This window comes from Streptococcus sp. FSL L8-0526, from assembly GCF_038007145.1.
Classification (GTDB): Bacteria; Bacillota; Bacilli; order Lactobacillales; family Streptococcaceae; genus Streptococcus; species Streptococcus thermophilus.
Genome location: NZ_JBBOWP010000001.1, coordinates 870,781 through 895,607, shown reverse-complemented (window position 1 = coordinate 895,607; position 24,827 = coordinate 870,781). Strand labels below are relative to the sequence as shown.

At 40.6% G+C, this 24,827-nt stretch carries 21 protein-coding genes and 4 pseudogenes; 8 read left to right on the top strand and 17 right to left on the bottom strand.

Annotation, left to right across the window (positions count from 1 at the left end; genetic code table 11):
* Positions 1 to 382: 382 nt before the first annotated feature.
* The 10 genes from pknB to NSQ85_RS04730 form a co-directional block, all read right to left on the bottom strand.
* The gene (gene pknB, locus NSQ85_RS04775; protein ID WP_179973870.1) at positions 383 to 2,254 is read right to left on the bottom strand and encodes a Stk1 family PASTA domain-containing Ser/Thr kinase; all 1,872 of its coding nucleotides are present in this window, start codon (positions 2,252 to 2,254) and stop codon (positions 383 to 385) included.
* Positions 2,254 to 2,991, bottom strand: a complete 738-nt coding sequence (locus NSQ85_RS04770) for a Stp1/IreP family PP2C-type Ser/Thr phosphatase (RefSeq protein ID WP_179972077.1) — start codon at positions 2,989 to 2,991, stop codon at positions 2,254 to 2,256. Before NSQ85_RS04770 ends, pknB begins: the two co-directional genes overlap by 1 nt.
* A 43-nt stretch (positions 2,992 to 3,034) precedes the next feature.
* Positions 3,035 to 4,357, bottom strand: coding sequence for a 16S rRNA (cytosine(967)-C(5))-methyltransferase RsmB (gene rsmB / locus NSQ85_RS04765; protein WP_179972078.1), 1,323 nt, complete (start codon positions 4,355 to 4,357; stop codon positions 3,035 to 3,037).
* A complete protein-coding gene (gene fmt, locus NSQ85_RS04760) occupies positions 4,347 to 5,282 on the bottom strand; it encodes a methionyl-tRNA formyltransferase (protein WP_179973871.1) in 936 nt (311 codons plus the stop codon). Before fmt ends, rsmB begins: the two co-directional genes overlap by 11 nt.
* 17 nt (positions 5,283 to 5,299) lie before the next feature.
* Complete coding sequence (locus NSQ85_RS04755; protein ID WP_180482518.1) at positions 5,300 to 7,696, bottom strand: primosomal protein N'; 2,397 nt, start codon at positions 7,694 to 7,696, stop codon at positions 5,300 to 5,302.
* Between the two features lie 141 nt (positions 7,697 to 7,837).
* Positions 7,838 to 8,152 (bottom strand): DNA-directed RNA polymerase subunit omega, encoded by a 315-nt coding sequence (gene rpoZ, locus NSQ85_RS04750; RefSeq protein WP_179973873.1) that lies wholly within the window; start codon positions 8,150 to 8,152, stop codon positions 7,838 to 7,840.
* Between the two features lie 21 nt (positions 8,153 to 8,173).
* Positions 8,174 to 8,803 (bottom strand): guanylate kinase, encoded by a 630-nt coding sequence (gene gmk / locus NSQ85_RS04745; RefSeq protein WP_179973874.1) that lies wholly within the window; start codon positions 8,801 to 8,803, stop codon positions 8,174 to 8,176.
* Positions 8,804 to 9,028: 225 nt separating this feature from the next.
* Positions 9,029 to 10,420: a signal recognition particle-docking protein FtsY gene (gene ftsY, locus NSQ85_RS04740; protein WP_340781272.1), complete on the bottom strand. Its 1,392-nt coding sequence runs from the start codon at positions 10,418 to 10,420 to the stop codon at positions 9,029 to 9,031.
* A gap of 13 nt (positions 10,421 to 10,433) precedes the next feature.
* Positions 10,434 to 11,249: a Cof-type HAD-IIB family hydrolase gene (locus NSQ85_RS04735; protein ID WP_179973876.1), complete on the bottom strand. Its 816-nt coding sequence runs from the start codon at positions 11,247 to 11,249 to the stop codon at positions 10,434 to 10,436.
* Positions 11,242 to 12,036, bottom strand: coding sequence for an HAD-IIB family hydrolase (locus tag NSQ85_RS04730; protein ID WP_179972085.1), 795 nt, complete (start codon positions 12,034 to 12,036; stop codon positions 11,242 to 11,244). The genes NSQ85_RS04735 and NSQ85_RS04730 overlap by 8 nt, the downstream gene beginning before the upstream one ends.
* Positions 12,037 to 12,217: 181 nt before the next feature.
* Here NSQ85_RS04730 and NSQ85_RS04725 point away from each other — a divergent pair, with 181 nt between their 5' ends.
* The 3 genes from NSQ85_RS04725 to NSQ85_RS04715 are packed head-to-tail and all read left to right on the top strand — an operon-like array spanning position 12,218 to position 14,095.
* Positions 12,218 to 12,595, top strand: a complete 378-nt coding sequence (locus NSQ85_RS04725; protein WP_011226300.1) for a GntR family transcriptional regulator — start codon at positions 12,218 to 12,220, stop codon at positions 12,593 to 12,595.
* A gap of 4 nt (positions 12,596 to 12,599) precedes the next feature.
* On the top strand, positions 12,600 to 13,298 hold the full coding sequence (locus NSQ85_RS04720; RefSeq protein WP_340781268.1) for an ABC transporter ATP-binding protein: 699 nt from the start codon (positions 12,600 to 12,602) through the stop codon (positions 13,296 to 13,298).
* 11 nt (positions 13,299 to 13,309) lie between these two features.
* Entirely contained in the window at positions 13,310 to 14,095 is a 786-nt protein-coding gene (locus tag NSQ85_RS04715) for an ABC transporter permease (RefSeq protein ID WP_340781267.1), read from the top strand.
* A 52-nt stretch (positions 14,096 to 14,147) separates the two neighbouring features.
* Here NSQ85_RS04715 and NSQ85_RS04710 read toward each other — a convergent pair.
* Positions 14,148 to 14,644: pseudogene (locus NSQ85_RS04710) on the bottom strand (ABC transporter ATP-binding protein); the annotation flags it as partial.
* Positions 14,627 to 15,102, bottom strand: a pseudogene (locus NSQ85_RS04705) (TatD family hydrolase); the annotation flags it as partial. The pseudogenes NSQ85_RS04705 and NSQ85_RS04710, both read right to left, overlap by 18 nt.
* Positions 15,103 to 15,443: 341 nt before the next feature.
* Between NSQ85_RS04705 and NSQ85_RS04700 the strand changes: the two are divergent.
* The gene (locus NSQ85_RS04700) at positions 15,444 to 16,649 is read left to right on the top strand and encodes an L-lactate MFS transporter (RefSeq protein WP_340781265.1); all 1,206 of its coding nucleotides are present in this window, start codon (positions 15,444 to 15,446) and stop codon (positions 16,647 to 16,649) included.
* Between the two features lie 48 nt (positions 16,650 to 16,697).
* Here NSQ85_RS04700 and NSQ85_RS04695 read toward each other — a convergent pair.
* The 5 genes and pseudogenes from NSQ85_RS04695 to NSQ85_RS04675 form a co-directional block, all read right to left on the bottom strand.
* Positions 16,698 to 17,817, bottom strand: a pseudogene (locus NSQ85_RS04695) (IS3 family transposase).
* A gap of 84 nt (positions 17,818 to 17,901) precedes the next feature.
* Positions 17,902 to 18,890 (bottom strand): annotated as a pseudogene (pta, locus tag NSQ85_RS04690) (phosphate acetyltransferase).
* 7 nt (positions 18,891 to 18,897) lie between these two features.
* A complete protein-coding gene (locus NSQ85_RS04685; protein WP_179973885.1) occupies positions 18,898 to 19,794 on the bottom strand; it encodes an RluA family pseudouridine synthase in 897 nt (298 codons plus the stop codon).
* Positions 19,791 to 20,627: an NAD kinase gene (locus NSQ85_RS04680; protein WP_179973886.1), complete on the bottom strand. Its 837-nt coding sequence runs from the start codon at positions 20,625 to 20,627 to the stop codon at positions 19,791 to 19,793. The genes NSQ85_RS04685 and NSQ85_RS04680 overlap by 4 nt, the downstream gene beginning before the upstream one ends.
* Positions 20,602 to 21,273, bottom strand: a complete 672-nt coding sequence (locus NSQ85_RS04675; protein WP_179973887.1) for a GTP pyrophosphokinase — start codon at positions 21,271 to 21,273, stop codon at positions 20,602 to 20,604. Before NSQ85_RS04675 ends, NSQ85_RS04680 begins: the two co-directional genes overlap by 26 nt.
* A gap of 95 nt (positions 21,274 to 21,368) precedes the next feature.
* Between NSQ85_RS04675 and NSQ85_RS04670 the strand changes: the two genes are divergently transcribed.
* The 4 genes from NSQ85_RS04670 (at position 21,369) to NSQ85_RS04655 (ending at position 24,745) form a co-directional block, all read left to right on the top strand.
* Entirely contained in the window at positions 21,369 to 21,944 is a 576-nt protein-coding gene (locus tag NSQ85_RS04670) for a CYTH domain-containing protein (RefSeq protein WP_179973888.1), read from the top strand.
* Between the two features lie 364 nt (positions 21,945 to 22,308).
* Positions 22,309 to 23,280, top strand: a complete 972-nt coding sequence (locus tag NSQ85_RS04665; protein WP_084828986.1) for a ribose-phosphate diphosphokinase — start codon at positions 22,309 to 22,311, stop codon at positions 23,278 to 23,280.
* 3 nt (positions 23,281 to 23,283) lie between these two features.
* Positions 23,284 to 24,396, top strand: coding sequence for a cysteine desulfurase family protein (locus NSQ85_RS04660; RefSeq protein WP_180482507.1), 1,113 nt, complete (start codon positions 23,284 to 23,286; stop codon positions 24,394 to 24,396).
* 1 nt (position 24,397) lies between these two features.
* A complete protein-coding gene (locus tag NSQ85_RS04655) occupies positions 24,398 to 24,745 on the top strand; it encodes a DUF1831 domain-containing protein (RefSeq protein ID WP_340781263.1) in 348 nt (115 codons plus the stop codon).
* Positions 24,746 to 24,827 lie beyond the last annotated feature (82 nt).

The window sequence follows — 24,827 nt, the reverse complement described above, 5'->3', positions numbered from 1 at the left end:
GTCCAACACATGCGTTTTAACAAAAATCCGCTTCCGAAGTGCCAAGGAAAAACGAATAGTATAATCTAAAGCAAATTTAAGGGTAATGGTCTGATTAACAAATAGAAAAGAATGTCTCCCAATAGTAAACAACCCAACCAAATCAAAAAATTACTCTCCCTATGAAAAGAAGGGCTAGAACCGTCATGACAATATCGTAGCTAATAATATACCTTTTTCAGTTTTCTACGGTTTCTCATTACGCCTCTCCTCTATGTGACGCGTTCATTATAAAAGAATCTGCCATCCCTGACAAGCAGCCACTTTAAAATCCCCAAGCAATTGAATCAAAAAGAGAGTCAGAAAGCCTCTCTTTTTCTTATATCTAAAATTTTCAAACTCATTATTGCTCTGTGTGAGTAGCTTCTGTAGCTGTTTCGGTACTAGAAGCTGTACTACTTTCAGAACTAGAACTTGTAGATGACGGCGATTGTGTCGTACTTGCTGAGCTTGACTGTTGAATACTTGAACTCTCAGTTACGACTGAAACATAGAGAATCACTGTGCCATCAACAGCAGTACCAACTTGAGGATCTTGATAAAGGACCCCTGTATTACTAGGTACCTTACTCTTATCCAACTTAACACCAGTATTATAGTCACGATACTCAATACTACTACTTGAAATGTTTTTACGATTCAAGGTTTGGACTGCTGTCGAGACAGTTAAACCAGTCACATCAGGCATAGTTATGGTCTTAGGAGTTGCCACACGAAACTTGATTTTTGCCTTACTATCTTTAGGATTGAAGGACTTGTTTCTCTCCGGACTTTGAGATAGGATTTCGCCTTCTTTAGCATTATCGTCTTCGATATATTGAATATCAATCTGATCCTCGGAAACCCCATAATTTGAGGTCAAATCCTCAATGGCATCCTTATAATTTTTCCCTGTGTAATTTTTCAGAGTGAAACCTTTGCTACCAGAAGAAACATAGACATCAATGCTTGTTCCCTCTTTACGCGTTGTCCCAGCTGTAGGGTCGGTCTTGATAACTTTGCCCTTATCGACTGAATCATTTTCGACTTCTTTAACATCACCAACCTTAAAGCCTGCACTTTCAAGTTCCGTCTGAGCTGTTGACAATTCTTGACCTACAACATTTGGTACTTGGACATTGTCAGGATTGGTAAAAACAAGATAGGCAAAGACGATAATTCCTATAAAGACGAAGCCTAGGAAAACCTTGAGTAGAGTTGAAAAGAGCTTTTTCTTCTTTTTAGATAGAGAAGCTTTTTCCCTCGGTTGTTTGCTTGGAGCCGGTTTAGGCTCTGATGGTTTAGGAGAAATCTTTTTCTCCGGACCTACTGATGGAACTGAATCAACCTTTGGCAGGGTCTTAGTATCCGTCATGTCATCAAAAACTACCTTAGAATCACGACTATGACTAGGATACAAACTAGTTACTAGGTCGCGACTCATTTCCAAAGTGCTGTTGTAACGATTTTCAAGCTTTTTAGCAGTTGCTCTAATAACAACATTTTCTAAAGCTTGAGGAACGTTACGATTCTCAGCCAAAATCGATGGCAGGGGCTTTTGGAAATGTTGAAGTGCAATGGTTACTGCACTATCGCCATCAAAAGGGATATGCCCTGTCAACATTTCAAAGAGCATAATCCCCATAGCATAGATATCACTTTGGATAGTGGCTTTAGAACCACGTGCCTGTTCTGGTGACAAATAATGGACTGACCCCAACATTGAGTTAGTTTGTGTCAGGCTGGTTTCAGCAAATGCTACTGCGATACCAAAGTCTGTAACCTTAGCTCTACCATCCTTAGTTAATAGAACGTTCTGTGGCTTAAGGTCACGGTGAATAATACCCTTTTGGTGGGCAAGAGTCATGGCGGAAAGGACTTCCCCCATAATATGCACAACATCTTGGTTAGACAATGGTGCATGGTCTTGAATGAATTTCTTCAAGTCCGAACCATCCACATACTCCATCACCAAGAACTGCTGACCGTCTTCTTCACCAATATCTCTAATCGCAACGATATTCGGATGACTAAGCTCAGCCATGGCACGCGCTTCACGCTGGAAACGCGCCACAGCAACCTGATCAGTTTGATAATTGGTACGTAGCACCTTAATAGCTACATTTTCATTATCCAGAATCAGGTCGTTAGCCAGATAAACATCCGCCATACCACCACGTCCGATAGATTTAAGGATTCGATAACGTCCAGCAAATAATTTGCCAACTTGGATCATTATCCTTCCTCACTTTCTACTTCGATGAGAGCAACTGTAATATTATCATGACCACCGGCCTCATTGGCAGCAGCAACTAAACGACTGGTTTTTTCGTCGACAAAACCAGGACTGTTAACAATATGAAGAATCTGTTCAATTGAAATCATATTAGTCAATCCATCTGAATTGGCCAAAATATAATCTCCCGGTTCCAATTGTTGAACACCAAGATCTACTTCAACTGGAGCAGCTTGCCCTATAGATTGCGTAATAATATTACGTTGTGGGTGAACCGCCGCTTCTTCTTCTGTCAACTGACCAGCCTTGATAAGAGCATTGACCAAGGAGTGATCGCTCGTTAATTGCTTATACTCACCATTACGGATAAGGGCAATACGTGAATCCCCAACATGAGCGAAAATCACAGCATTATCAACTAAGGCAAGAACCTCGATAGTCGTTCCCATTCCTTTATATTCTTCATTTTGACCAAGCTCATAGATTTTACGATTTTCTTCATCGATGGCAGCAATCATCCAATCACGAATTTGGCTCAACTCACGAAGATCAGTGTTAATCCAGTCACGACCAAGGTCAGTTACTGACATCTCACTGGCAATATTTCCAGCACGGTGTCCGCCCATTCCATCTGCAACAATGACAAGTGTAACACCAGCCTTGTTGACAAATTTATTAACAAAATCTTGATTGTTTGACCGTTTTTGGCCAATATCCGTTAATAATGATATTTCCATAATTTTCTTTCTGACTTGCGTCAGTGTTTCCTCCTCTGTAACCCTAGACCTTCTTACGCATCTGAGCGATAAAAAAACCATCAGTTAGATACTGTTCGGGGGTGATAGCCAAATAGCCATTGACCACGATGTCCTTGCATGAATGATCCAAGGCAACTTGCTCAAAATCAGGATGGCTCTCAAGAAAGGCCTGAATTACCTCTTGATTTTCTTCTGCTATGATGGTGCAAGTACTGTAGGTTATTATACCACCTTTTCGTAGGGTTTGACAAACACTGGATAATATATCCAATTGCACAGACTTGAGGGATTTAAAGTCTTGGAGATCCTTATTGTATTTTATGTCTGGTTTTCGACGAATGAGACCGATCCCTGAGCAAGGAGCATCCACTAGAATCTTGTCAAAACTAGCAGTCGGAAAGGCTTGATGCACCTGACGAGCATCTAGTTTCTGAGTTTTAACCTTATCAGCCAGACCAAGTCGTTGTGCATTTTCTTTAATAAGAGCAAGCTTATGATCATAAAGATCAAGAGCCGTCACATGTCCACTCGTCAAGTATGATGCCATATGGACAGTCTTACCTCCGGGTGCCGCACAAGCATCCAGGATTTCTTCCTTACCTTGAATTGCTAAAGTTGGTGCAACTAGCTGACTAGTCTCATCCTGAATAGTCAATAACCCCTCTTTAAAATAATCAGTCCCAGCAAAATAACCCGAAGACTTAACAAGCCCAACTGGTGACAAATCTGAACACTCAGCTCCAGTGGCCTCCGCAATTTCTTCCATACGGGACACATCCGTCACACGGACACTGGCCTTGTTTCTCACAAAGAGACTTTGGAAAATAGCAAGGGCTCGCTCTTCCCCATACTGCTCAATAAGCTTTTTCACCAACCATACAGGTAGGGAATATTGAACAGAATAGCGTTTATTGACACGTTTAATATTGCTTGGATCTGGCAATGGCTGGCTAGATAGTTTGCGAAGAACTGCATTCACCAGCTTCTCAGCTCCTTTTTTATTGCCACGATTTTTGGCAATAGAAACGGCATCGTTAACCACCGCATGGGATGGAATCTTATCCAAGTAGGCCAACTGATAAAGACTCAAAAGCAATAGGTCATAGACCCAAGCTTCAAGTTTATCTCGATCCTCAATGACATGGGCTAAGATCCATTCCAAAGTGATCTTACGGGCAACAGTTCCATAAACAATTTCCGTTACCAGGGCCTTGTCCTTATCTGTTAGATATGAATTGCTCAGACGTGCATTGAGGGCAATATTTGAGTAAGCCCCTTCTTGAAAGACTTCTTCTAAAACTTCAAGTGCCTGTCCACGGGCTGTTTTTTTCCAATCATTGGCCAAAGACATCACCTACTTCAAGATTGCGACCGACTCCATTAAGGAAATCAGCAATAGCCATACGAGGTTTACCTTCAGGCTGAACACTCTTAAGCGAAATAGCCCCCTGACCAGTCGCAACGACTAAACTCTTCTTAGTTTTTTCGATAATATGACCAGCCTGTCCTTGTCCTTCTACTAAGTCTCCCTCATAAATTTTGAAACGTTTGCCATTAAGCAGAGTGTGTGCCACAGGCCATGGATACATACCTCGGATTTGATTGAAAATGTCACGACTCGACTTATTCCAATCAAGGCGCTCCTCTTCTGGGCTAATATTTGGTGAAAACGTTACCTGACTGGCATCTTGAGGAACAGGTTTGATTTCTCCTGCAATATAGGCAGGCAAGGTTTTAAGCAAGAGGTCACGACCCAAAACTGCCAATTTTTCAAACATAGTACCGACATTATCTTGGTCCAGAATTGGCAAGGCCTTTTGGCTGATCATGTCACCAGCGTCCATTTCCTTGACCATTTCCATAATGGTCACACCAGCTTCTGCATCACCATTGATGATGGCATAATGGATAGGTGCACCACCACGATATTTTGGCAAGAGCGATGCGTGAACATTAACCGCAAAGTCCATGCTATCAAGCAATTTGCTTGGCAAAAATTGACCATAAGCCGCAGTAACAATACCATCAGCTCCAAGTGATATGAGTTGGGCCATTTCTTCAGAGCCTGATAATTTTTCAGGCTGATAGATTGGCAACTCATGCGCCAAGGCTAATTCCTTAACTGGTGTCATGCGAATTTCTTTTTTGCGGCCGACAGCACGATCTGGCTGTGTGACAACAGCGACAATGTCATAACGCTTATCTGTCAAAAGTCCTTCCAGCACTGTCGCTGAAAAGGCCGGCGTTCCCATAAATACTATTTTTGTCATATTCTTCCTTTTCTAAATTAGGTAAAATTATGAGGCTCATGATCGATAATCAAACGTAGATCCTTATTTTCAGGTTCCTGAGTCATATCAAGGATCCTATTAAGCGTCTCTTCCAAGCTATCCTCAAAACGATATTTGATAATAATCTGATAATGATAAAGGTTATGTGTTCGGGCAATAGGTTTTGGTGTTGGTCCCAAGAAAGTCACCTTGTCCGACAAATGTTCTCTTAAACAAGCCATGACATCATAGCTCTTACGGACTACAAACTCTTCATCCTTGTGGGAAAGAGTGATCCCTACCGTATAAAAATATGGCGGGTAGGCCAACTGACGGCGAATCCCCATCTCATAGGCATAGAATCCCTCATAATCCTGTTGCTGAGCAAAACGAATGGCATAATGACTAGGGTTGTAGGTCTGAATAATAACCTCCCCTTCCTTGTCGGCACGACCTGCACGACCAGCCACCTGAGTCAACAGCTGGAAAGTGCGCTCAGCAGAACGAAAATCTGGCAAATTTAGCGACGTATCCGCATTTAAGACCCCTACCAAGGTAACATTGGGAAAATCCAAGCCCTTGGCAATCATTTGGGTGCCTAGCAGAATATCAGCCTTGCCACTCCCAAAAGTCTCTAAAAGTTTCTCGTGAGCGCCTTTTTTACGTGTAGTATCAACATCCATACGAATCACTCTGGCTTCTGGCAAAAGTTCCGTCAATTGATCATAAGCCTTCTGTGTCCCAGTCCCATAATAGCGAATCTGACGACTCTGGCAATTAGGACAGACATTAGGAATAGCTTTTTGAAAATCACAGTAGTGACAATTCATGGTCTTGGTATCCATATGCAAAGTCAGTGAAATATCACAGTTCGGACAGTCATCCACATAGCCACAGTCACGACACATGACAAATGAAGAATACCCACGACGATTCAACATCAAAACGACTTGTTCCTTACGTGCCAATCGCTCTCGGATTTTCTCCAAGAGAGGCGGCGTAAAATCACTCGCCTCTTGTCTACCGACAAAGTCCTTAAAGTCCACCACTTCAACCTGCGGAATTTTAGCACTAGGATTGGCCCTCTTTGTCAATTCAAAAAAATGATAGACCCCTTTCTGAGCCCTCGCTCGCGACTCAATAGAAGGCGTGGCTGAACCAAGTACAAGAATAGCGCCATGGCTTTTGGACCTAAGCAAGGCCACATCTCTAGCATGATAGCGAGGATTGGATTCCTGCTTATAGGTCGCCTCGTGCTCCTCATCGATAATGATTGCTCCAATATTGTCCAAGGGAGCAAAGATAGCAGAACGTGCTCCTACAACGACCTTTGCTTGACCAGACCTAACCTTACGCCACTCGTCAAATTTTTCACCATCTGACAAGCCTGAATGCATGATTGCTACCAAGTCGCCAAAACGGGAGATGAAACGATTGGTCATTTGTGGCGTCAGAGAAATTTCTGGAACCAAGACAATAGCAGTTTTTCCCATAGCCAAGGTTCTCTCAATAAGATGCAGGTAAACCTCAGTCTTACCTGACCCCGTCACTCCTTCCAACAAGAACGGCTTCCCGCCATGACCAATCTGACGTGTCATTACTTCAACAGCATGTGCTTGCTGAGCATTAAGCTCTAGAAAATCTGTCTTCTCTACCTTTTCAAAGTAGCTATCAGCACGATTGACCTCAACTTCAGTGATGGCTAGAGCTCCAGCCCCAATGAAAAACTTCACCACATCTGGAGAAAAAAGTTTATGCAGGTCTATCAACTTTCCAGGCTCATTCTTTTCTAACAAGAAGTCCCGCAACTCCAGCCGTTTCTTGGCTCGTTGTGAAATATCCAAAGTCTCTAAAATGCCTCTTTGAACACTATAATGTTTCTCCGTTTTTATATTTTGTTTATCCTTAGCAATGTAATCAACCGTTACGCGACCAGATCCCACCAAACGCGGAATGGCTTTACCTTGTTCTTTCGACAATTGAGAGAAGAGAATATGGTCTCGCCCCTGAAGAAAAATGTCCTTTTCCTCTTCGCTCAGTTTATCAGTTGCCATGATAACTTTGTCATACTGTGAATTAAGGAGACCCGGAAGCATAGACTTCAAGATGGAAATCTTATAGGAAAAAACCGTGTGTCGCATTTGGTCAGCCAAATCCAGCTGATCCTGATTAAGGACTGGTTCATAATCCAAAAGTTCCGCAATTGGCTTCAAGTCTGGCAGATTTCTTACATTTTCTTGCTCTCCAAAGCCAATAACAAACCCTTGCAAGAGACGATTTCCTTTACCAAAAGGCACATGAATCCTCATACCGATGGTAATTTGCCCCTGCATGGATTCGGGTACAAGGTAACTATAAGGCCTGTCCGTCTGCATCAGAGGAACATCTACAATTACTTGTGCAACTAAAACCATATATCTCCTCTCTTCACCTTTGGTCCAGCGATTTCCTAAACTCCAGAAATCCTGAGCTAGTGATATGCATCATAAAGAAGGAAGCTGAGACACTATGCCTCAGCTCCTCTTATCCTCGTAAACCAAAGCAAGACTTTGATTTTAGATTTTTTCGCCTTCTTCTTTTTCTTTAGCGATTTGTTCTTTGATTTTACGTTCTTCTTCCTCAGCAGCAAGACGCGCTTGGAGAACTTTCAAACGTGCCAATTTACGTTTAGCTTCTGGATTTGGGTGGATAATGACATTACCAGATTCAATTTCTTCAAGGGCTTGAAGCGTATATTTTACAGACGTAAATTCTTGAGTAGGTTCAGCACCAGCTGCCAATTCACGGGCACGTTTTGCTTGCAAAATAACTAATGAATATCTTGAAGGCACTTTATCCAAAAGTTTATCAATAGAGGGTTTCAACATCATAATTCTATACCTATTTCTAATTTATTTATCTGATAATCTCTTATCTGAAATTATATTACGATAGTGGCCAATCACACGTTCAACTCGGAAGTGTTCCGCTTCAATAACACGCTTTACACGCTCGGCAGCCAAAGACACCTCGTCATTGACAATGGTATAATCGTATTCGCTCATGAGAGCAATCTCTTCACGCGCACGTTCAATACGTTGAGCAATAACTTCTTCAGAGTCTGTCCCACGGCCAACTAAACGTTCTTCAAGTTCGTTCAAATCTGGTGGTGTCAAAAAGATAAAGACAGCATCTGGAACCTTTTTCTTAACCTGTAGGGCTCCTTGAACCTCGATCTCAAGGAAAACATCAATTCCCTTATCCAAGGTTTCATTGACATAGGCCAAAGGTGTTCCGTAGTAGTTGCCTACATACTCAGCATATTCCAGCATTTGACCATTACGAATAAGCTCTTCGAATTCCTCACGCGAACGAAAGAAATAATCCTTCCCATCAACCTCACCAGGACGTTGAGCACGTGTGGTCATTGATACTGAGTATGCAAATTTGTGGTCAGGTTTTGAAAAGATCTCCTGACGAACAGTTCCTTTTCCGACACCAGAAGGCCCTGAAAAAACAATTAAAAGTCCACGTTCAGACATGTCTTCTCCTTAAACTAAGATTAAAATTCTTATTATGACTCACCTTAAAAAGAGAAGTAAATCATCTCTTTTTAAGGGTTGTTCAGTGATTAAGTTACAGCTCACTTTTCAAAGCAGTCTTATTCTCTTACCATTCTATCAATAAAAGCGACTTTTTTCAAGGTGAGGACACTATTTAAAAGAGTGAATACCTTTTCCCAGTACTCACTCTTTTTAAATATCTTTTTAAACCAGTCCAGTCAAGAGACTTTGCATGAATTCTTCTGAATGGAACTCGCCAATATCATCAATCTTCTCACCGAAACCAATCAACTTAACTGGGATATCCAACTCTTGGCGAATGGCTAGAATCACACCACCCTTGGCACTACCATCCAACTTGGTTAAAACAAGACCCGTAAGAGGTGTGATTTTTGAAAATTCCTTAGCCTGATTAAGTGCATTTTGACCTGTTGAAGCATCCAAAGCCAAGAGGGTTTCATGGGGTGCTTCTGGCACCACACGCTTGATAATACGGCCAATTTTTTCAAGCTCTGCCATAAGGTTGTCTTTGTTTTGTAAACGACCCGCAGTATCAATCATAAGAACATCAACACCTTCAGCAAGAGCCTTCTCCATACCATCAAAAACCACGGAAGCAGGGTCGGCCTTTTCAGCACCAATCACTACAGGCACATCAACACGACGTCCCCACTCGACCAATTGAGCAACAGCTCCCGCACGGAAAGTATCAGCAGCAACTAGCATGACATTTTTGCCTTCTTGTTTGTATTTATTTGCCAACTTACCAATAGAAGTCGTTTTACCAACCCCATTAACACCAACAAAAAGTATAACTGTCAAACCATCTTGGAAATTAATCTGCTCCTCGTAAACATCGTCCTTCTCGTAGATATCCACAAGTTTTTCAATAATCAAGCGTTGCAAATCCTCAGTCTTTTTGACATTCTCAAGTCGAGCTTCATAGCGCAAGTCTTCCGTTAATTGCGTCGCAACATTGACCCCAACGTCAGAGAGAATCAGCATTTCTTCCAATTGTTCGAAAAACTCTTCATCAACACGACGGAAATTAGCGAAGAATTCATTCAAGCGAGCAGCAAAACCAGTACGCGTCTTCTTAAGCGTACGATTATACTTTTCTTGCTCAGTTTCAGTCTTGGAATCAGGTAATTCTGTAGCTGTTTCTTCAACCTTACGGGTTTGGACCGCTTCAAAAGTAACTGTCTCACCTTTTTCCGCAGCTGCAGCTACTTGAGCCTTCTTAGCATAGTAATCAGCCATGACATCCGCAAAGTGGCTATCCACAGTTGCTTGACGATCGACTGATTCTGAAGCTATTTCTGACTCGCTTGAGGGCTGATTATCCACAGAAAGTTCTTCAGTAAGTGCCTCTTCACTTTCATCTGTCACAACAGATTCTGTGGATAAATCTTTTTCTACTTGAGTATCAGTCTTGCTAAACGGTTCTGCTTGATTTCCAGTTGTTAATTCACTTGATGACAAATCTTGATTAGCAATAGAATCCGTTTCTGAAATCACCTCTGTAAGTTCTTTATTAGCAAGAGTTTCCTGTGACTCGGTTTTCTCTTGTCCAAATAATCGATCAAATAGACCCATCTGGTTCTCCTTATTACTCTAGAATGTATTTATGGATGGCCTCAGCCACTCCAGATTCTTCATTTGTTTTTGTCGTTACAGCCTTAGCAACAGCCTTAGCCTGAGGAACACCATTCGCCATAGCGACACCCAGACCAGCCCACTCTAGCATGGACATATCATTCTCTTCATCTCCCATAGCCATGACTTGACTTCTGTCAAGAGCGAGATAATCAGTCAAGAGTCTCAAACCCACAGCTTTATGAACACCCTTTGGCATAACCTCTAGGATAATTTCACGAGACTTAAAGACCTCAAACGCTTGGTATAGATGGTCGGGTAGTTTTTCAATTTGGGAATCCAAAAAGGCTTCCTCACAAACCGTAACTACCTTATTATAGACGATATCTTGCGGAATGTCATCAATGCTATTCACATCAACAAAAGTCAAAGTAGGATTAGCCTGACGATAGAGCGAATGATTCCCTTTACTAGGCACTCCATAGACAATGCCATCACTAAGAACATCCATAGGGAGCCCTAGAGGTTCAAAAACAGCATAAATATGCTTTAAATCATCTCTGGTCATCTCTTTCTTGATTAAAATATCGCCGTTATTACGCTGAACCAAGCCACCATTGAAGGTTACGCTGTAGTGCTTGTCGTCTAACAAACCCAAGTCTCCCAAGACATGATTAATAGCTGGAAGGGGACGACCGGTCGTGATAACCACGTGAATTCCCTTAGCTTCTGCCGCCTTAAGAGCAGCTCTATTTTCAGCAGTCACTTGCTTATCCTTGGTAAATAGCGTCCCATCCAAATCCAAGGCCAACAATTTAATCTCAGCCATCTGAACCTACCAATCCTTCCATGTAGTCAAAGACTGCACCATCTTTATGGTGACCAATCACCTCATCTACCACTTCCTTAATCTCATCACGCGCATTTTCCGTAGCAACCGCACATCCTGCAAATGTCAGCATCTCCATATCATTGAGATTATCACCAAATGCAACGACATCTGAAGCCTGACGCCCCAACTCTTGACAAAGATGGTAAAGCCCAAATCCCTTGTCTACGCCTTTAAGGATAATATCCATAGAATCAAAGCCAGTAGTTACAGCTGTCATATCCTCAAAAATCGTATTGAGATAGTCACCACGTTCCATGATGGTATCCCCTTGAAACTTAGCAGTAACCTTGAAAATATCATCTGTGACCCCTTCAAGGTTTGTTGCCATGACATTTTCATAGTAGCGTTCCATGACCTTAAGATAGGCTGGATCTGCATCTTCTGGCGCATAGGCTCCTCGACGTCCTGACAAAAGAATTCCCTCACAAGTTGGTAAAGCTAAGGTCGTATCTACAATTTCCAAATATTCTTTAGGTTCTAGCTTAGACTCAAACAAGACTTCACCCTTGTACTGAACCAAGGCCCCATTTTCCGCAATAATAGCAATGCGGTCCACAAATCCGTCAAAGAGTTCTTCCAAAGCTAAGAGAGCTCGACCAGAAGCTACTGTAAAGACGTAATTTTTAGCTTCACAAGCATCCAAAAGCTTATCTAAACGCACCTTATCATAGGAACCAAGGTTATCCAAAAAAGTACCATCCATATCTGTCGCTAAAATATTCAAAATAAACTCCCCTCAGGTCGAATATACTTGCCCCTATTGTACCAAAAATAAGGATATAAGTTAGGGAAAAGCTAAAGAAATTAGAGAAATATGGATTATTACTTGCAAAATTACTTTTTTAGTTGTATCATTGATTTGGTACAAAAATAATACTTTTATATCTCTTAGAAAGGAACCTCTTATGGCTTGGACATTTGATGAAAAATCACCAATTTATCTCCAAATCGCCTATCGTGTGAAACTGAAGATTGCTTCCAAAGAATTAAGTATGGGACAACAACTTTTACCCGTGAGAGAGTTTGCTCAGGAAGCCGGTGTCAATCCCAACACTGTACAAAGAGCCTTCCAAGAACTTGAAAAAGAGGGGTTGGTTTATTCTGCCCGTACGTCTGGTCGCTTCGTTACTGAAGATGAGAAACTCATTGATCAAAAACGACACGAGATTGCTCAAACTCTCATGAAAAACTTTGTCACTGAAATGACAGCCATTGGTTTTAGCTCACCTGAAATCAAGACTATCATCACTGACTATATCGAACAAACAGGAAAGGACTTATAGACCGATGCCTGATATTGTAACTCTAACAAATCTCACCAAGACCTATAACGGTATTCCAGCCCTTAGAGATGTGACCATTTCCATCCCATCAGGAAAAATTGTTGGCCTTTTAGGTCCGAACGGTAGTGGTAAAACAACCCTAATCAAAATTTTAAATGGTCTCCTTCAACCGACTTCTGGTTTAGTGACCATTAATGGATTTCATCCGTCACCTATCACTAAGGCACAAGTAGCTTATTTGCCTGACATTACCTATTTAGATGAAAGTAAGACAATCCAGTACTACTTGAATTTCTTCCAAGATTTTTACGCTGACTTCCGCTATCCTCTTGCCTTGCAGCTCTTGGAGGATCTAAAGCTCCAACCTGATTTGCGACTTAAATACCTTTCAAAAGGTAACAAAGAAAAAGTTCAGTTGATTTTAGTTATGAGTCGTAAGGCTAAACTCTATCTCCTTGATGAACCTATTGGTGGTGTCGATCCTGCATCACGTGACTATATCCTAAAAACTATTATCAACCAATACTCTGAAGATGCTTCTGTTATTATTTCAACCCATTTGATTGCAGACATTGAATCTGTCTTAGATGAAGTTGTCTTCTTAAAATACGGTCAGATCGAACTTCAAGGTGATACAGATAATATCCGTCAAGCCCATGGCAAGTCTATTGACAAACTCTTCAGAGAGATGTTCCACAATTAGGAGGTATGAGCATGTTTTGGAAATTAGTTAAATATGAATTACAATCAGTCCGTAAGTGGTATCTTGGCATCTATGGGATTGCCATCCTACTGTCCATACCTTTGGGTTTAATGCTTCAAAAACTAACGGTCACCTTTGAACACGTCCACAAGGAACCAAGCTTACTGTTTATGGCTTTCTTTACACTGATTGTGTTTGCCACCATTGTTGTTTGGGGAACCATCTATATCGCAACCATTGTTCTCATTATCAAACGCTTTGCGACTAGTATCTTTGGACGAGAAGGCTACCTAACCAATACACTCCCAGTTTCTGCCCACCAATTAATCTTGTCTAAACTTTTGGCAGCTTTTATTTTAGATACGATTTCATCTCTCGTTGTACTCGCTTCAATTGGCATTGTAGCCGTTTTCAACATTGATATGAAAGATATCCTCCTAACTACCAGCTACTTCGGTCAAATCTTAAAAGAAATGGGGGCCCTCTACCTCTTCATCCCTTCTACAATTTTAGGAAAAATTAGCGGTATCCTATTCTATTACCTCTGTATTAGTATTGGAAACCTCTTCAACACCAACAAAGTTCGTATGGGATTTGTCGCCTATTTCGCCATTCAAGCCATCCTATTCTTTATTGTTTTCTTCTTTGGAATCGGTGCATCCTTGACCGGAAATGCAACAAATACTGTAATTAATAACTCGTCATATATCTTTAGTCTAGTCCAGTCTCTCATTCTCATCGCAGCAAGTTACTTTGGTACCTACTATATCATGACAAATCGTTTGAATTTGGACTAAAGAAAAATCGTGTTCCTTTTGGAACACGATTTTTTTGCATTGAAAAGACTTACTAACTTTGTTCTTTATGATAAGTCTCAATTTCTGTCTTGTTACCCCAAACGAAGTGACCTGGACGTACTTCCACCATTTCTGGTTTATCAACCGAATAGTCGTGTTGGTTTGGATCATAAACCTTCAAGACTTTCTTACGTTCCAATATTGGATCTGGAATAGGAACAGCAGACAAGAGTGACTTGGTGTAAGGATGGATAGGATTGTTGTAGAGCTCTTCTGTCTCAGCAACTTCCACGATTGTCCCCTTATTGTCCCCTTATAGATAACAGCGATACGGTCAGAAATGAAACGGACCACTGCCAAATCGTGAGCGATAAAGAGATAGGTTAACCCCAACTCTTTTTGGGATTTCTTAAGCAAATTCAAAACTTGGGCACGAACTGACACGTCAAGGACTGAGATTGGTTCATCAGCGATAACCAAATCAGGCTGCATGACCAAAGAACTCGCAATCCCGATACGTTGACGTTGTCCCCCAGAAAATTCGTGAATAATGCCACCACGTGGGCCAACACTAATTTCTTTGATGACTTGGTAAGTATCTTCCATAGCATCACGAGTGTGAACGATAAATGGTAAATTGTGCTCTTTTGATAATTGGATTTGACGTTTAAAGACCTCTATTTGAACTTCTTTTGGATCTCCCATCCAATAATAATCCAGTCCAATCTCACTATGACCAATCACTTTTGGATGCTATAGGTTGGCGACAATCATATCCTCAACCTCTTGATTATAAGAGCCAGCTTCAGTTGGGTGCCAACCGATTGTGGCGTAAATTTCTGGGTATTCTTCAGCTAATTCAATAGCTCGTTTAATGGTTGGTGCATCAAAACCGACGACGTTGTGTCGAGTAACGCCCATTTCTTTAGCGAGGGCTAATTCTTCTGCTTCACGACCAGCAAAATCATCAGCGTTAAGATGCGCGTATGTGTGTCGAAAATTTCCATGCTTTTTTATAACACACACCACAAAAGACACCAAAGCAAGTGTTAGGAAAATGGGGGGAAGTTCCCCTTATTTTCCTTAAAATCTCTCACCCTTGGTCGTTCTGTGGATAATGACTATTTTAAAAACATTTTAAGTTTTTAACAGGTGGATAACTTTATCATAAAAAATAAAAACTTATTTAACCAAATCATCAAACTCTGAACGTTATTATTCACTCTTTTTATATTGTTCGTATTTATTTAAAATAAATACTATTTTACTTATTTTAAAAAATAAGATATAATAATATCCTATCGTTTATAATAATTAATTGGTTTAATATTCGTAAAAAGGAGAAAATATGTCAGCCAAAAATCGTTACCTCATCGCAAGCTGCGGTGTTATCTTGCATTTAATGTTGGGATCTACTTATGCTTGGAGTGTTTATCGTAATCCTATTATCGCTGAAACTGGCTGGAATCAATCGTCAATTGCTTTTGCCTTCTCACTTGCGATTTTCTGTCTTGGCATGTCTGCTGCCTTTATGGGACAAGTTGTTGATAAACTTGGTCCTAGGGTGACTGGAACCATCTCAGCTATCTTGTACGCATCTGGAAATATTTTAACCGGTGTTGCACTTGCTAATCATAGTCTTTTACTACTTTATCTAGGCTATGGTGTTCTTGGCGGTATCGGGCTTGGTACGGGCTATGTCACACCCGTATCAATGATTATCAAGTGGTTTCCTGATAAACGTGGGCTGGCAACTGGGCTAGCTATCATGGGATTTGGATTTGCCTCTCTTTTAACCAGTCCAATTGCGTATTTCTTAATCACCAAATATGATGTTATCAACACCTTTTACCTGTTAGGTGTGGCTTATTTTCTGGTTATGCTTATCGTCTCACAATTTCTCAAATTTCCATCCTACAGTGAACAGGATACTAACGACAGTCATAAGCAATTAAACCAAGGTATTGGAGCTAAAAAAGCCTTAAAAACGGTTGAATTTTACCTGCTCTGGCTAATTCTCTTCATCAACACTTCTTGTGGGCTTGCCTTAATCTCTGTTGTCTCACCTATGGCACAAGATGTAGCTGGCATGACTGCTAACCAAGCTGCCATTATCGTCGGGCTTATGGGGATTTTCAATGGCTTTGGAAGATTGCTCTGGGCTAGCTTGTCAGACTATATTGGTCGTCCGCTGACCTGCACTATTTTATTTGTTGTTAATATCCTCATGACTATATCGCTCATGTTCCTTCACGCGCCAGCATTATTCACCATTGCCATGGCTGTGCTCATGACTTGCTACGGAGCTGGCTTCTCACTCATTCCACCGTATCTTAGCGATATTTTCGGTGCTAAAGAGCTAGCAACCATGCACGGTTATATTTTAACAGCTTGGGGAATGGCTGCGCTAGCAGGTCCAATGTTGCTTGCTGTCATATACTCAGCAACCAAATCATACACAAGCACTCTTGTCGTCTTCATCCTACTTTATCTATTTGCGCTAGCTATTACACTTTGTCTAAAATCACAAAAAGAAAATAAATATTTGTCATAAAAATAACCCCCCTACAATGTACTGACCCCAAAAAGTTAGACAACTAATTTATCCAAAGGATTTAGTTCTGTATTGCACAGGACTAAGTCCTTTTAATTTCACCTTAATGCGTTTGTTGTTGTAATAATCAATATAGTCTACAATAGCTTGTTCTAATTGCTCAAGTGAGTGAAACGTCTTCTCATAACCATAAAACATCTCAGTCTTAAGAATGCTAAAGAAAGACTCCATCATACCTTTGTCTGGAATATTTTCCCTTACGCGACATGGACGGTTGGATCCCTTTATCCTCTAAAAATTGATGTTAATACTGATGTTGGTATTGCCAACCTTGGTCACTAAGGTTATCTGCTTTCTTGCCAACTTCTCCTAGGTATGAAGAATACTTGCGTTTACGACGGAATTTGGGAACTTAAACCAAGGAGCTTCATCAGACGTTAGACCTTCTTCTGGTTCACTACAAAACCACGATTCCTCAATTCAAGAGTTATTCGGCGATAGCCATAATTTCCTTTATGTTCATAATAAATTTCTTGAATTTCCACTTTGATAGATTGATTTTTATCTACTTGATTCAGTTGCTTTAAGTGGTAATAATAGGTTGAACGAGCAAGTTTGATAATCTTTAGAAGAATCCCTAAAGCAGACTCTGTTACCAATCCTTGAACAATTTCTGTTTTTCTTCTTGCTCCTTTTCGTCCCTAAATCGGAGTTCTCTCAACTTTTTTAGAATTGCATTCTCGGCTCTCAGGTACTCATTTTCTGCTTGGAGTCGCTCTAGTTCTGTCATTTCTTCCCAAGTTTTCTTACGTTTACGCCCCATTTTAGGTACTCTCCCTCTTCTTTTCTCAAGAAGAGTATACCCATTTTTGTATTGTGCTATCCAATTAGGCAACATTCCACCACTTGGAAGACAATAATCAAGACTTACACTTTTTTGTGAACGACCTTCAAGTAGAACTTTATCAATCATTTCTTGTTTTTATTCTGGTGAATCGTAACGATTCTTTCCCTTTTTGATGATGTTTATTCCATAACGGTCAATTAATTTCACCATATATTTTAGACCAGAAATGTTCACCCCAAATTGATTTGAAAGTCGTATAAAGCTTTCTCCTTGCTTTCTCAATTCATATATTTGAACTTTATCTTCATAAGTTAATTTCATAATAAAAACACCCCAAAAGTTAGATTTTTCTGTCTAATTTTTGGGGTGCAGTTCACTTAGCCAGACTTTCTTTTATTATTGCTTTTAATTATTAATAGCTTGAGCAGCTGTGATAATAGCTAAGTTGTAAATATCTTCAGCACTAGCACCACGAGAAAGATCGTTTACTGGTTTATTAAGACCTTGTAAGATTGGTCCGATAGCCTCAAACATTCCCAAACGTTGGGCAATCTTATAACCAATATTACCAGCCTGTAAACATGGGAAGACAAAGACGTTAGCTTGTCCTGCTACGTCACTGTCTGGTGCCTTAATAGCTGCTGTTGCTGGAACAAAGGCTGCATCAAACTGCAACTCACCATCAATAGCCAAGTCAGGACGCATTTCTTTAGCAATATTTGTTGCTTTAACAACCCTGTCAACTTTTGGTGATTTAGCGGAACCTTTTGTTGAGAAGCTAAGCATTGCCACTTTAGGATCAATACCAAAAACTTTAGCTGTTTCTGCAGTATTAATTGCAATCTCTGCTAATTCTTGAGAATTTGGTTCAATATTGATAGCACAGTCGGCAAACATCAAGCGATGATTGGTATCTTCACGGTTCATAAGGAAGACACCTGATGTAAGAGAAATACCAGGTTTTGTTTTGATAATTTGAAGAGCAGGACGAACGGTTCCGCTGTTGAGTGAATCGCGCCTGAAACCATTCCATCTGCTAAACCAAGTTTAACTAGCATAACACCAAAATAGTTGACATCACGAAGCAACTTGTCTGCATCTTCAATTGTCGCTTTTCCTTTACGGACTTCAACAAATTTTTCCTTCATTTCCTCGAAGCCTTCATAGGTTTCAGGATTAATAATAGTATAGTTAAAGTCTACAAAACCAAGATCGTTCAAGATTTTGTGAACCTCTGTTGGGTCTCCCAAAATAATAGGATCAACTAATTCTTCAAATTTCAAACGGACAGCTGCACGAACCACACGGTCATCATTACCCTCAGGGAAAACAATCCTAACACCTTTCCCTGAAATATATTCACGGAGTTCACCAAATAGACTACGCATAAAAATTCCTCAATCAATCTTTTTTAGTTTTCAAGTCCATGATAACGGTTTCAAAATCAGCTGTCAAGGAAGACTCATGGACCATTTCTTTTTTGGTGAAAGGATCAACGAATGCAAGTCGGTGGCAATGCAAGGCCTGGCGCTCAATACCATAGTCTAGAGAACCACCATAAAGGTCATCTCCTAAAAGGGGGAGTCCCAAATGGGCAAAGTGGACACGAATCTGGTGGGTACGCCCAGTATGCAAATTGATATCAACCAATTTAACCCTACCATAATCACCTACCAAACGATAACTAGTGTGGGCATATTTCCCCGATTTATGGACTCGACGTGTGATAATGGAATCCATATCACGCGCAATCGGTGCAATGATTTCACCCTGCTGCTCAAGATTGGTCTCACCTTCAACCAAGGCATAATAATGTTTTTTTATAGACTTCTGTTGTAACTGTTTATCCATACGAGCATGGGCGTAACCATGCTTGGCAAACAGCATGAGACCAGATGTATCCTTATCCAAACGTGTTACGATATGGACACGCTGGTTGGGATAATTATTGCTGACAAAGTGATGTTTGACAAAGTTAGCCATGGTATTATCATGGTTAACACTTGGAATACTAGCATAGCCATAGGGTTTATTAATCACCAAGAAGTTATCATCCTCATAGACTATATCCAAGTCAAAAGGAATTGGCTTCAAGGTTTCATGTGGGGCCTCATCAGGGATTTCTATGGCAACCACGTCTCCCTCATGGACAGGATAAGTCGCAAACTGCTCCTCACCATTGACCCAGATGTGACCTCCCTCAAACTTAATTTTGGCTAGAAGTCCTTTTGAAATATCGTGCTCCTTCAAAAAGGTTTTAACTCGACATGAACGTCCTACAGTAAATTCATATCTCATTCTTCTATGTCTCCAATAAAGGATTCACGGACACGTTCCCAAAAACTTGTGTGACTAGCACTAGCAACAAAAGAAATCTTACGTTGATCAATCGAAAATTCTACCTTTTTCACATTCCGGTTGGTATAGGTCTTATTATCAACCGACAGAGTGTAGCTCCCCATTCGAGTAGGATAGACAGTAATCTTCTCATGTTTTGGCACAATAATTGGACTACCTAAGGTACGGTAAACACGATTATTAAGACTAGCAATTTCTGTCAACTGCAAAGCCTCAATAGTGGGATGAAGTACCGCACCACCCAAAGATTTATTGTAGGCGGTTGAGCCCGTAGGCGTCGATACAGATACCCCATCTCCACGGAAGCTCTCAAACAGTACATCATTCAGGCAAATATCTGCCGCCATAGTCTTCTCGTTACGCTTAATCGCTGCTTCATTGAGAGCAATAGATGTGAAAGAACGACCATCAGCCAAGGTTAATGTGACGTTTAAAAGAGGGTAGGAAATCTTAGCTCCATTATCCTTACGTAGGGTTTCAATTAATTGATCCACTTCACTATCCAAGTAATCTGTATAAAAACCTAGATGCCCCGTGTGAATCCCTACAAAACGGACACTAGAAAGCTCTTTTTCATACATGTGGAAAGATGATAGCAACATGCCATCGCCACCAATAGAGATAATCACATCAGGATTTTTCTTAGTCAAATAAAAATCGGGATCATCTCGAAAGGTATTAAAAAGTTTTGAGGCAACACGCCTGCTTTGGGGTTTGCCATTAGCAATAATAGCTACCTTCATCTTATCAGAAAAGGTCTTCATCTGTGTCATCACTATTTCCTACACTATCTTTCAAAGTTCTGTTGATTGGATCAAAGAGCAACTGAGCATCTCGAATATCATCACGTATTTTACGCATCTCTTCGTCAAGCTCATAAGCCATACGGGCCGTATTTTCCAAGCGAAGTTTAATCTCCTCTGGAAAATTTCCCTGATACTTATAGTTAAGGGAATGTTCAATGATGGCCCAAAAGTTCATAGCCAAAGTCCTAATCTGAATCTCGACCAGAATTTCCTTACGACCATCAATGGTATCAACAGGATAAGACACGATAACATGGTAAGAGCGGTAACCCGAATTCTTACGGTTCCTAATATAGTCACGCTCTGAGACTATGGTCATATCACTACGACGACGAAGCAAGGACAAAACTTCATCCACATCATCGACAAACTGAACCATTACTCGGAGTCCTGCAATATCTTCCATATCCTTTGCTAAATTCTCAACAGAGAGACCACGCAAGGCAATTTTCTCTTCAATGGCAGCCACTGACTTCACACGTCCCGTCACAAACTCAATGGGCGAGTGACGATTTTGCTTACGAAATTGTTTACGAATACCCCGGAGCTTAATTTTAAGCTCACCCACGGCCTGAATATAGGGGTCTAAAAATTGTTCCCAATCCATGGTCAAGATATGACTCCTCCTTGTCAAAAGCTTTAGATTTTTATAAAATAAATACAATCTGTTATATTATACCACATTTAAAAGAACAAGGGAGGACACACATGAACCATTTAGAGATAGAGTACAAGACTCTGCTCACCAAAGACGAGTATAATCGTTTAGCAGTGCTTTTCTCCCATGTAACACCTGTTACGCAAACCAATTACTACATTGATACACCCCAAGGTGACATGAGGAATAAAAAGTTGTCTTTACGTATCAGAACCCTTCCCACTCATGGTGAGCTGACCTTGAAAATTCCTGAAAAGGTCGGAAATATGGAATACAATGTCACCATGGACTGTTCAGAGGCTAAGGCTATGACCAAGTCTCTTGACTTCCCTGATTGCCAAATCAAGTCCATTCTTCTGGAACGTGGTGTTAAGTTAGAGGATCTAACCATCCTAGGACATTTAACCACAACCCGTCGTGAATACCAGACCAATATTGGTCTCATGGCACTTGATGTCAATGTCTATGCTGATAAGAAAGACTATGAGCTTGAGTTGGAAGTTTCAGATGCCAAGAGAGGTAAAGACGACTTTTATGCCTTTCTTAAGGAAAATAATATTAACTTTAAGTATGCCAAGAGTAAGGTTGCACGTTTTATAGCAACCCTAAAGCGAGATAAAGACTAGTTGGTGAAATGTGAGTTTATAGAAATTCTGCTAGTCTTTTTTGATCCGTTCTGAGGCGGACCTTCCACCGTCAAAACGTCTATAAAAACCATTTACTTCATTTTAAGACAAGGATTAACCCTTGTCTTTTTTATATATGCAAAAACAATTTGGTACTTGTGGCAACTTCCACAATCGCTCTCTTCTGTCTAAAAACGCATACAAAAATGATTCAGTGATTTATGGTTCGTCAATTTTCATCAATATCGCTTTCTGAAGGCTGAAATTTCTATTTTTTTTTGTTAAAATAGAAGCATCTGTAGTTTTATTACAATAGCCCTAATTGGGCTTCGCATCTTATTTTTTTAAAGGAGTCACCATCGTCATGGTACATCAAAAAGCAAACCCAAAATTGAAATTGTTCTCGCTCAGCTCAAATCCAGAAATTGCTGAAAAAATTGCTGAGAATACCGGATTGCCACTTGGAAAAGTATCTTCACGTCAATTTTCTGACGGTGAAATCATGATTAACATTGAAGAATCTGTTCGTGGAGACGATATTTACATCATCCAATCTACTAGCAACCCTGTTAACGACCACCTTTGGGAATTGCTCATCATGATTGATGCCTGCAAACGTGCCAGCGCTAACTCTGTCAATGTAGTTATGCCTTATTTTGGTTATGCACGTCAAGACCGTATCGCTGCTTCACGTGAACCAATCACTGCTAAATTGATTGCCAATATGTTGGTTAAAGCTGGTGTCAACCGTGTCTTGACGCTTGACCTTCACGCTGTCCAAGTTCAAGGCTTTTTTGACATCCCCGTGGATAATCTCTTTACTATCCCTCTTTTTGCTGAATACTACAACGAAAAAGGGTTGACTGGTGCAGACGTTGTCGTTGTTAGCCCTAAAAATTCTGGTGTTAAACGTGCTCGTAGCTTGGCTGAATATCTTGATGCTCCAATCGCTATTATTGATTATGCTCAAGATGATACAGGACGTGAAGAAGGCTACATAATCGGTGAGGTTGAAGGTAAAACTGCGATCTTGGTTGATGATATCCTTAATACGGGTAAAACTTTTGCCGAAGCGGCTAAAATCCTAGAACGTGGTGGGGTTAATGACATCTATGCAGTAGCTAGTCATGGGCTCTTTGCTGGTGGTGCCGGTGAAGTCCTCAAAGTTTCTCCAATCAAAGAAATCTTGGTTACAGATTCAGTTGCAACTAAAGAAAATGTTCCTACAAGTGTTAAGTACCTTTCAGCAAGTGAGCTTATCGCTAATGCTATTACCCGTATCTTTGAACGTCAACCACTTAGCCCACTTTTTGCATATACTGCCAACGAGGACTAATTTATGGTTTATTTGGATAATGCAGCAACTACTCCTTTGAATACAGCTGCTATCTCAGCGATGACACATGTCATGACTGAAACCTTTGGAAATCCATCCAGCCTACATGCTTATGGTCGTCAGGCTTCTAAGGAACTCCGTGAGGCTCGTGAAGAAATGGCCAGGCAATTTCAAGTTCCTGCTCGAAAACTCATTTTCACCTCTGGTGGGACTGAGGGTAACAATACAGCTATAAAAGGTTATGCCCTTGCCAATCAAGCTAGTGGAAAACATTTGATTACGACTGCTATCGAACATCATTCCGTCCTTCACACCATGGCCTACCTGGAAGAGCGTTTTGGTTTTGAGGTTACTTATATCCAGCCGGTCAATCAGGTCATTACAGCCCAACAGATTGCTGAGGCCTTACGTGACGATACTATTCTGGTTTCTGTCATGTATGCCAATAATGAAACTGGTCAGTTACTTCCTATTAAGGAAATTGGTGACCTGCTCACCAACCACCAGGCTGCTTTCCACGTGGATGCTGTTCAGATTGCAGGAAAACTTCCAATTCACCCAGAAGAACTCGGTGTCGATTTTCTCTCAATCAGTGCTCATAAATTTCATGGACCTAAAGGTGTCGGCCTGCTCTATCATAATGATTTGCACTTTGACAACCTACTCCACGGTGGTGAACAAGAGGAAAAGCGTCGTGCCAGCACTGAAAATCTTGTCGGTATTGCAGGCATGACCGCAGCTTACAAACAAGCTAGTAAGAACTACCAAGACAATTACAAGCATGTTGAAACAATCCGTCAGGTGTTCCTTAATTCTCTCACTGTTCCTTACGAGATTAACAGTGTAGGACCCAGTCTACCTCATATTATCAACATTAGTTTTTCTGGCAAGGAAAATGGATCTCTCTTAACCCTGTTAGACTTGGCTGGATTTGCTGTCTCAACTGGATCTGCTTGTACTGCAGGAACTGTTGACCCAAGCCATGTCATCCAATCCCTATATGGCAAGGATTCTGACAAGCTTAAAACAGCTATCCGCGTTAGTTTATCAGAAGAAAACACTGCTGAAGAACTTCAAGCCCTAGCAGAAAAACTTAATCAAATCATAGGAGACTAAGATGGCATTTGAAAAAAGCATTCATTTGGCTGACTGTAAATACCGTTATACCATCAGCTCTAATGTCAAAAAATTCACCCTTCGTGATGCAACTTTTGTACAAAATAAAATCGGAAACTACGAGTTACACCGTCTACTCGAAAAAGTGCCTAACTCAGGTGAAGGTTTCCCACTAAAGATCACTATTAACAAAGATTTGACAGGTTTCAAATTGTCAATCACAGACAAATCTGGCCTTCGTAACATTAATATCTTTAACAATGAAGACCACCATATCTTACAAGAAAAATTCTACTTCTTGATGCAGAGTTTGGTAGACCGTCAAGTTTTTGAGCAAGAAGAGGTCTAAACCATTTTTAGATATATAAATAACCTATCCTAGTGATAGGTTATTTATATCGCATCATTTATACTATTTTGTTGTAATCTTC

Bases quoted from the DNA above. Each gene is read 5' to 3' on its own strand.
- pknB (WP_179973870.1), bottom strand. From the start codon at position 2,254: ATGATCCAAGTTGGCAAATTATTTGCTGGACGTTATCGAATCCTTAAA.
- NSQ85_RS04770 (WP_179972077.1), bottom strand. From the start codon at position 2,991: ATGGAAATATCATTATTAACGGATATTGGCCAAAAACGGTCAAACAAT.
- fmt (WP_179973871.1), bottom strand. From the start codon at position 5,282: ATGACAAAAATAGTATTTATGGGAACGCCGGCCTTTTCAGCGACAGTG.
- NSQ85_RS04755 (WP_180482518.1), bottom strand. From the start codon at position 7,696: ATGGTTTTAGTTGCACAAGTAATTGTAGATGTTCCTCTGATGCAGACG.
- rpoZ (WP_179973873.1), bottom strand. From the start codon at position 8,152: ATGATGTTGAAACCCTCTATTGATAAACTTTTGGATAAAGTGCCTTCA.
- gmk (WP_179973874.1), bottom strand. From the start codon at position 8,803: ATGTCTGAACGTGGACTTTTAATTGTTTTTTCAGGGCCTTCTGGTGTC.
- ftsY (WP_340781272.1), bottom strand. From the start codon at position 10,420: ATGGGTCTATTTGATCGATTATTTGGACAAGAGAAAACCGAGTCACAG.
- NSQ85_RS04735 (WP_179973876.1), bottom strand. From the start codon at position 11,249: ATGGCTGAGATTAAATTGTTGGCCTTGGATTTGGATGGGACGCTATTT.
- NSQ85_RS04725 (WP_011226300.1), top strand. From the start codon at position 12,218: ATGGCTTGGACATTTGATGAAAAATCACCAATTTATCTCCAAATCGCC.
- NSQ85_RS04720 (WP_340781268.1), top strand. From the start codon at position 12,600: ATGCCTGATATTGTAACTCTAACAAATCTCACCAAGACCTATAACGGT.
- NSQ85_RS04715 (WP_340781267.1), top strand. From the start codon at position 13,310: ATGTTTTGGAAATTAGTTAAATATGAATTACAATCAGTCCGTAAGTGG.
- NSQ85_RS04700 (WP_340781265.1), top strand. From the start codon at position 15,444: ATGTCAGCCAAAAATCGTTACCTCATCGCAAGCTGCGGTGTTATCTTG.
- NSQ85_RS04685 (WP_179973885.1), bottom strand. From the start codon at position 19,794: ATGAGATATGAATTTACTGTAGGACGTTCATGTCGAGTTAAAACCTTT.
- NSQ85_RS04680 (WP_179973886.1), bottom strand. From the start codon at position 20,627: ATGACACAGATGAAGACCTTTTCTGATAAGATGAAGGTAGCTATTATT.
- NSQ85_RS04670 (WP_179973888.1), top strand. From the start codon at position 21,369: ATGAACCATTTAGAGATAGAGTACAAGACTCTGCTCACCAAAGACGAG.
- NSQ85_RS04665 (WP_084828986.1), top strand. From the start codon at position 22,309: ATGGTACATCAAAAAGCAAACCCAAAATTGAAATTGTTCTCGCTCAGC.
- NSQ85_RS04660 (WP_180482507.1), top strand. From the start codon at position 23,284: ATGGTTTATTTGGATAATGCAGCAACTACTCCTTTGAATACAGCTGCT.
- NSQ85_RS04655 (WP_340781263.1), top strand. From the start codon at position 24,398: ATGGCATTTGAAAAAAGCATTCATTTGGCTGACTGTAAATACCGTTAT.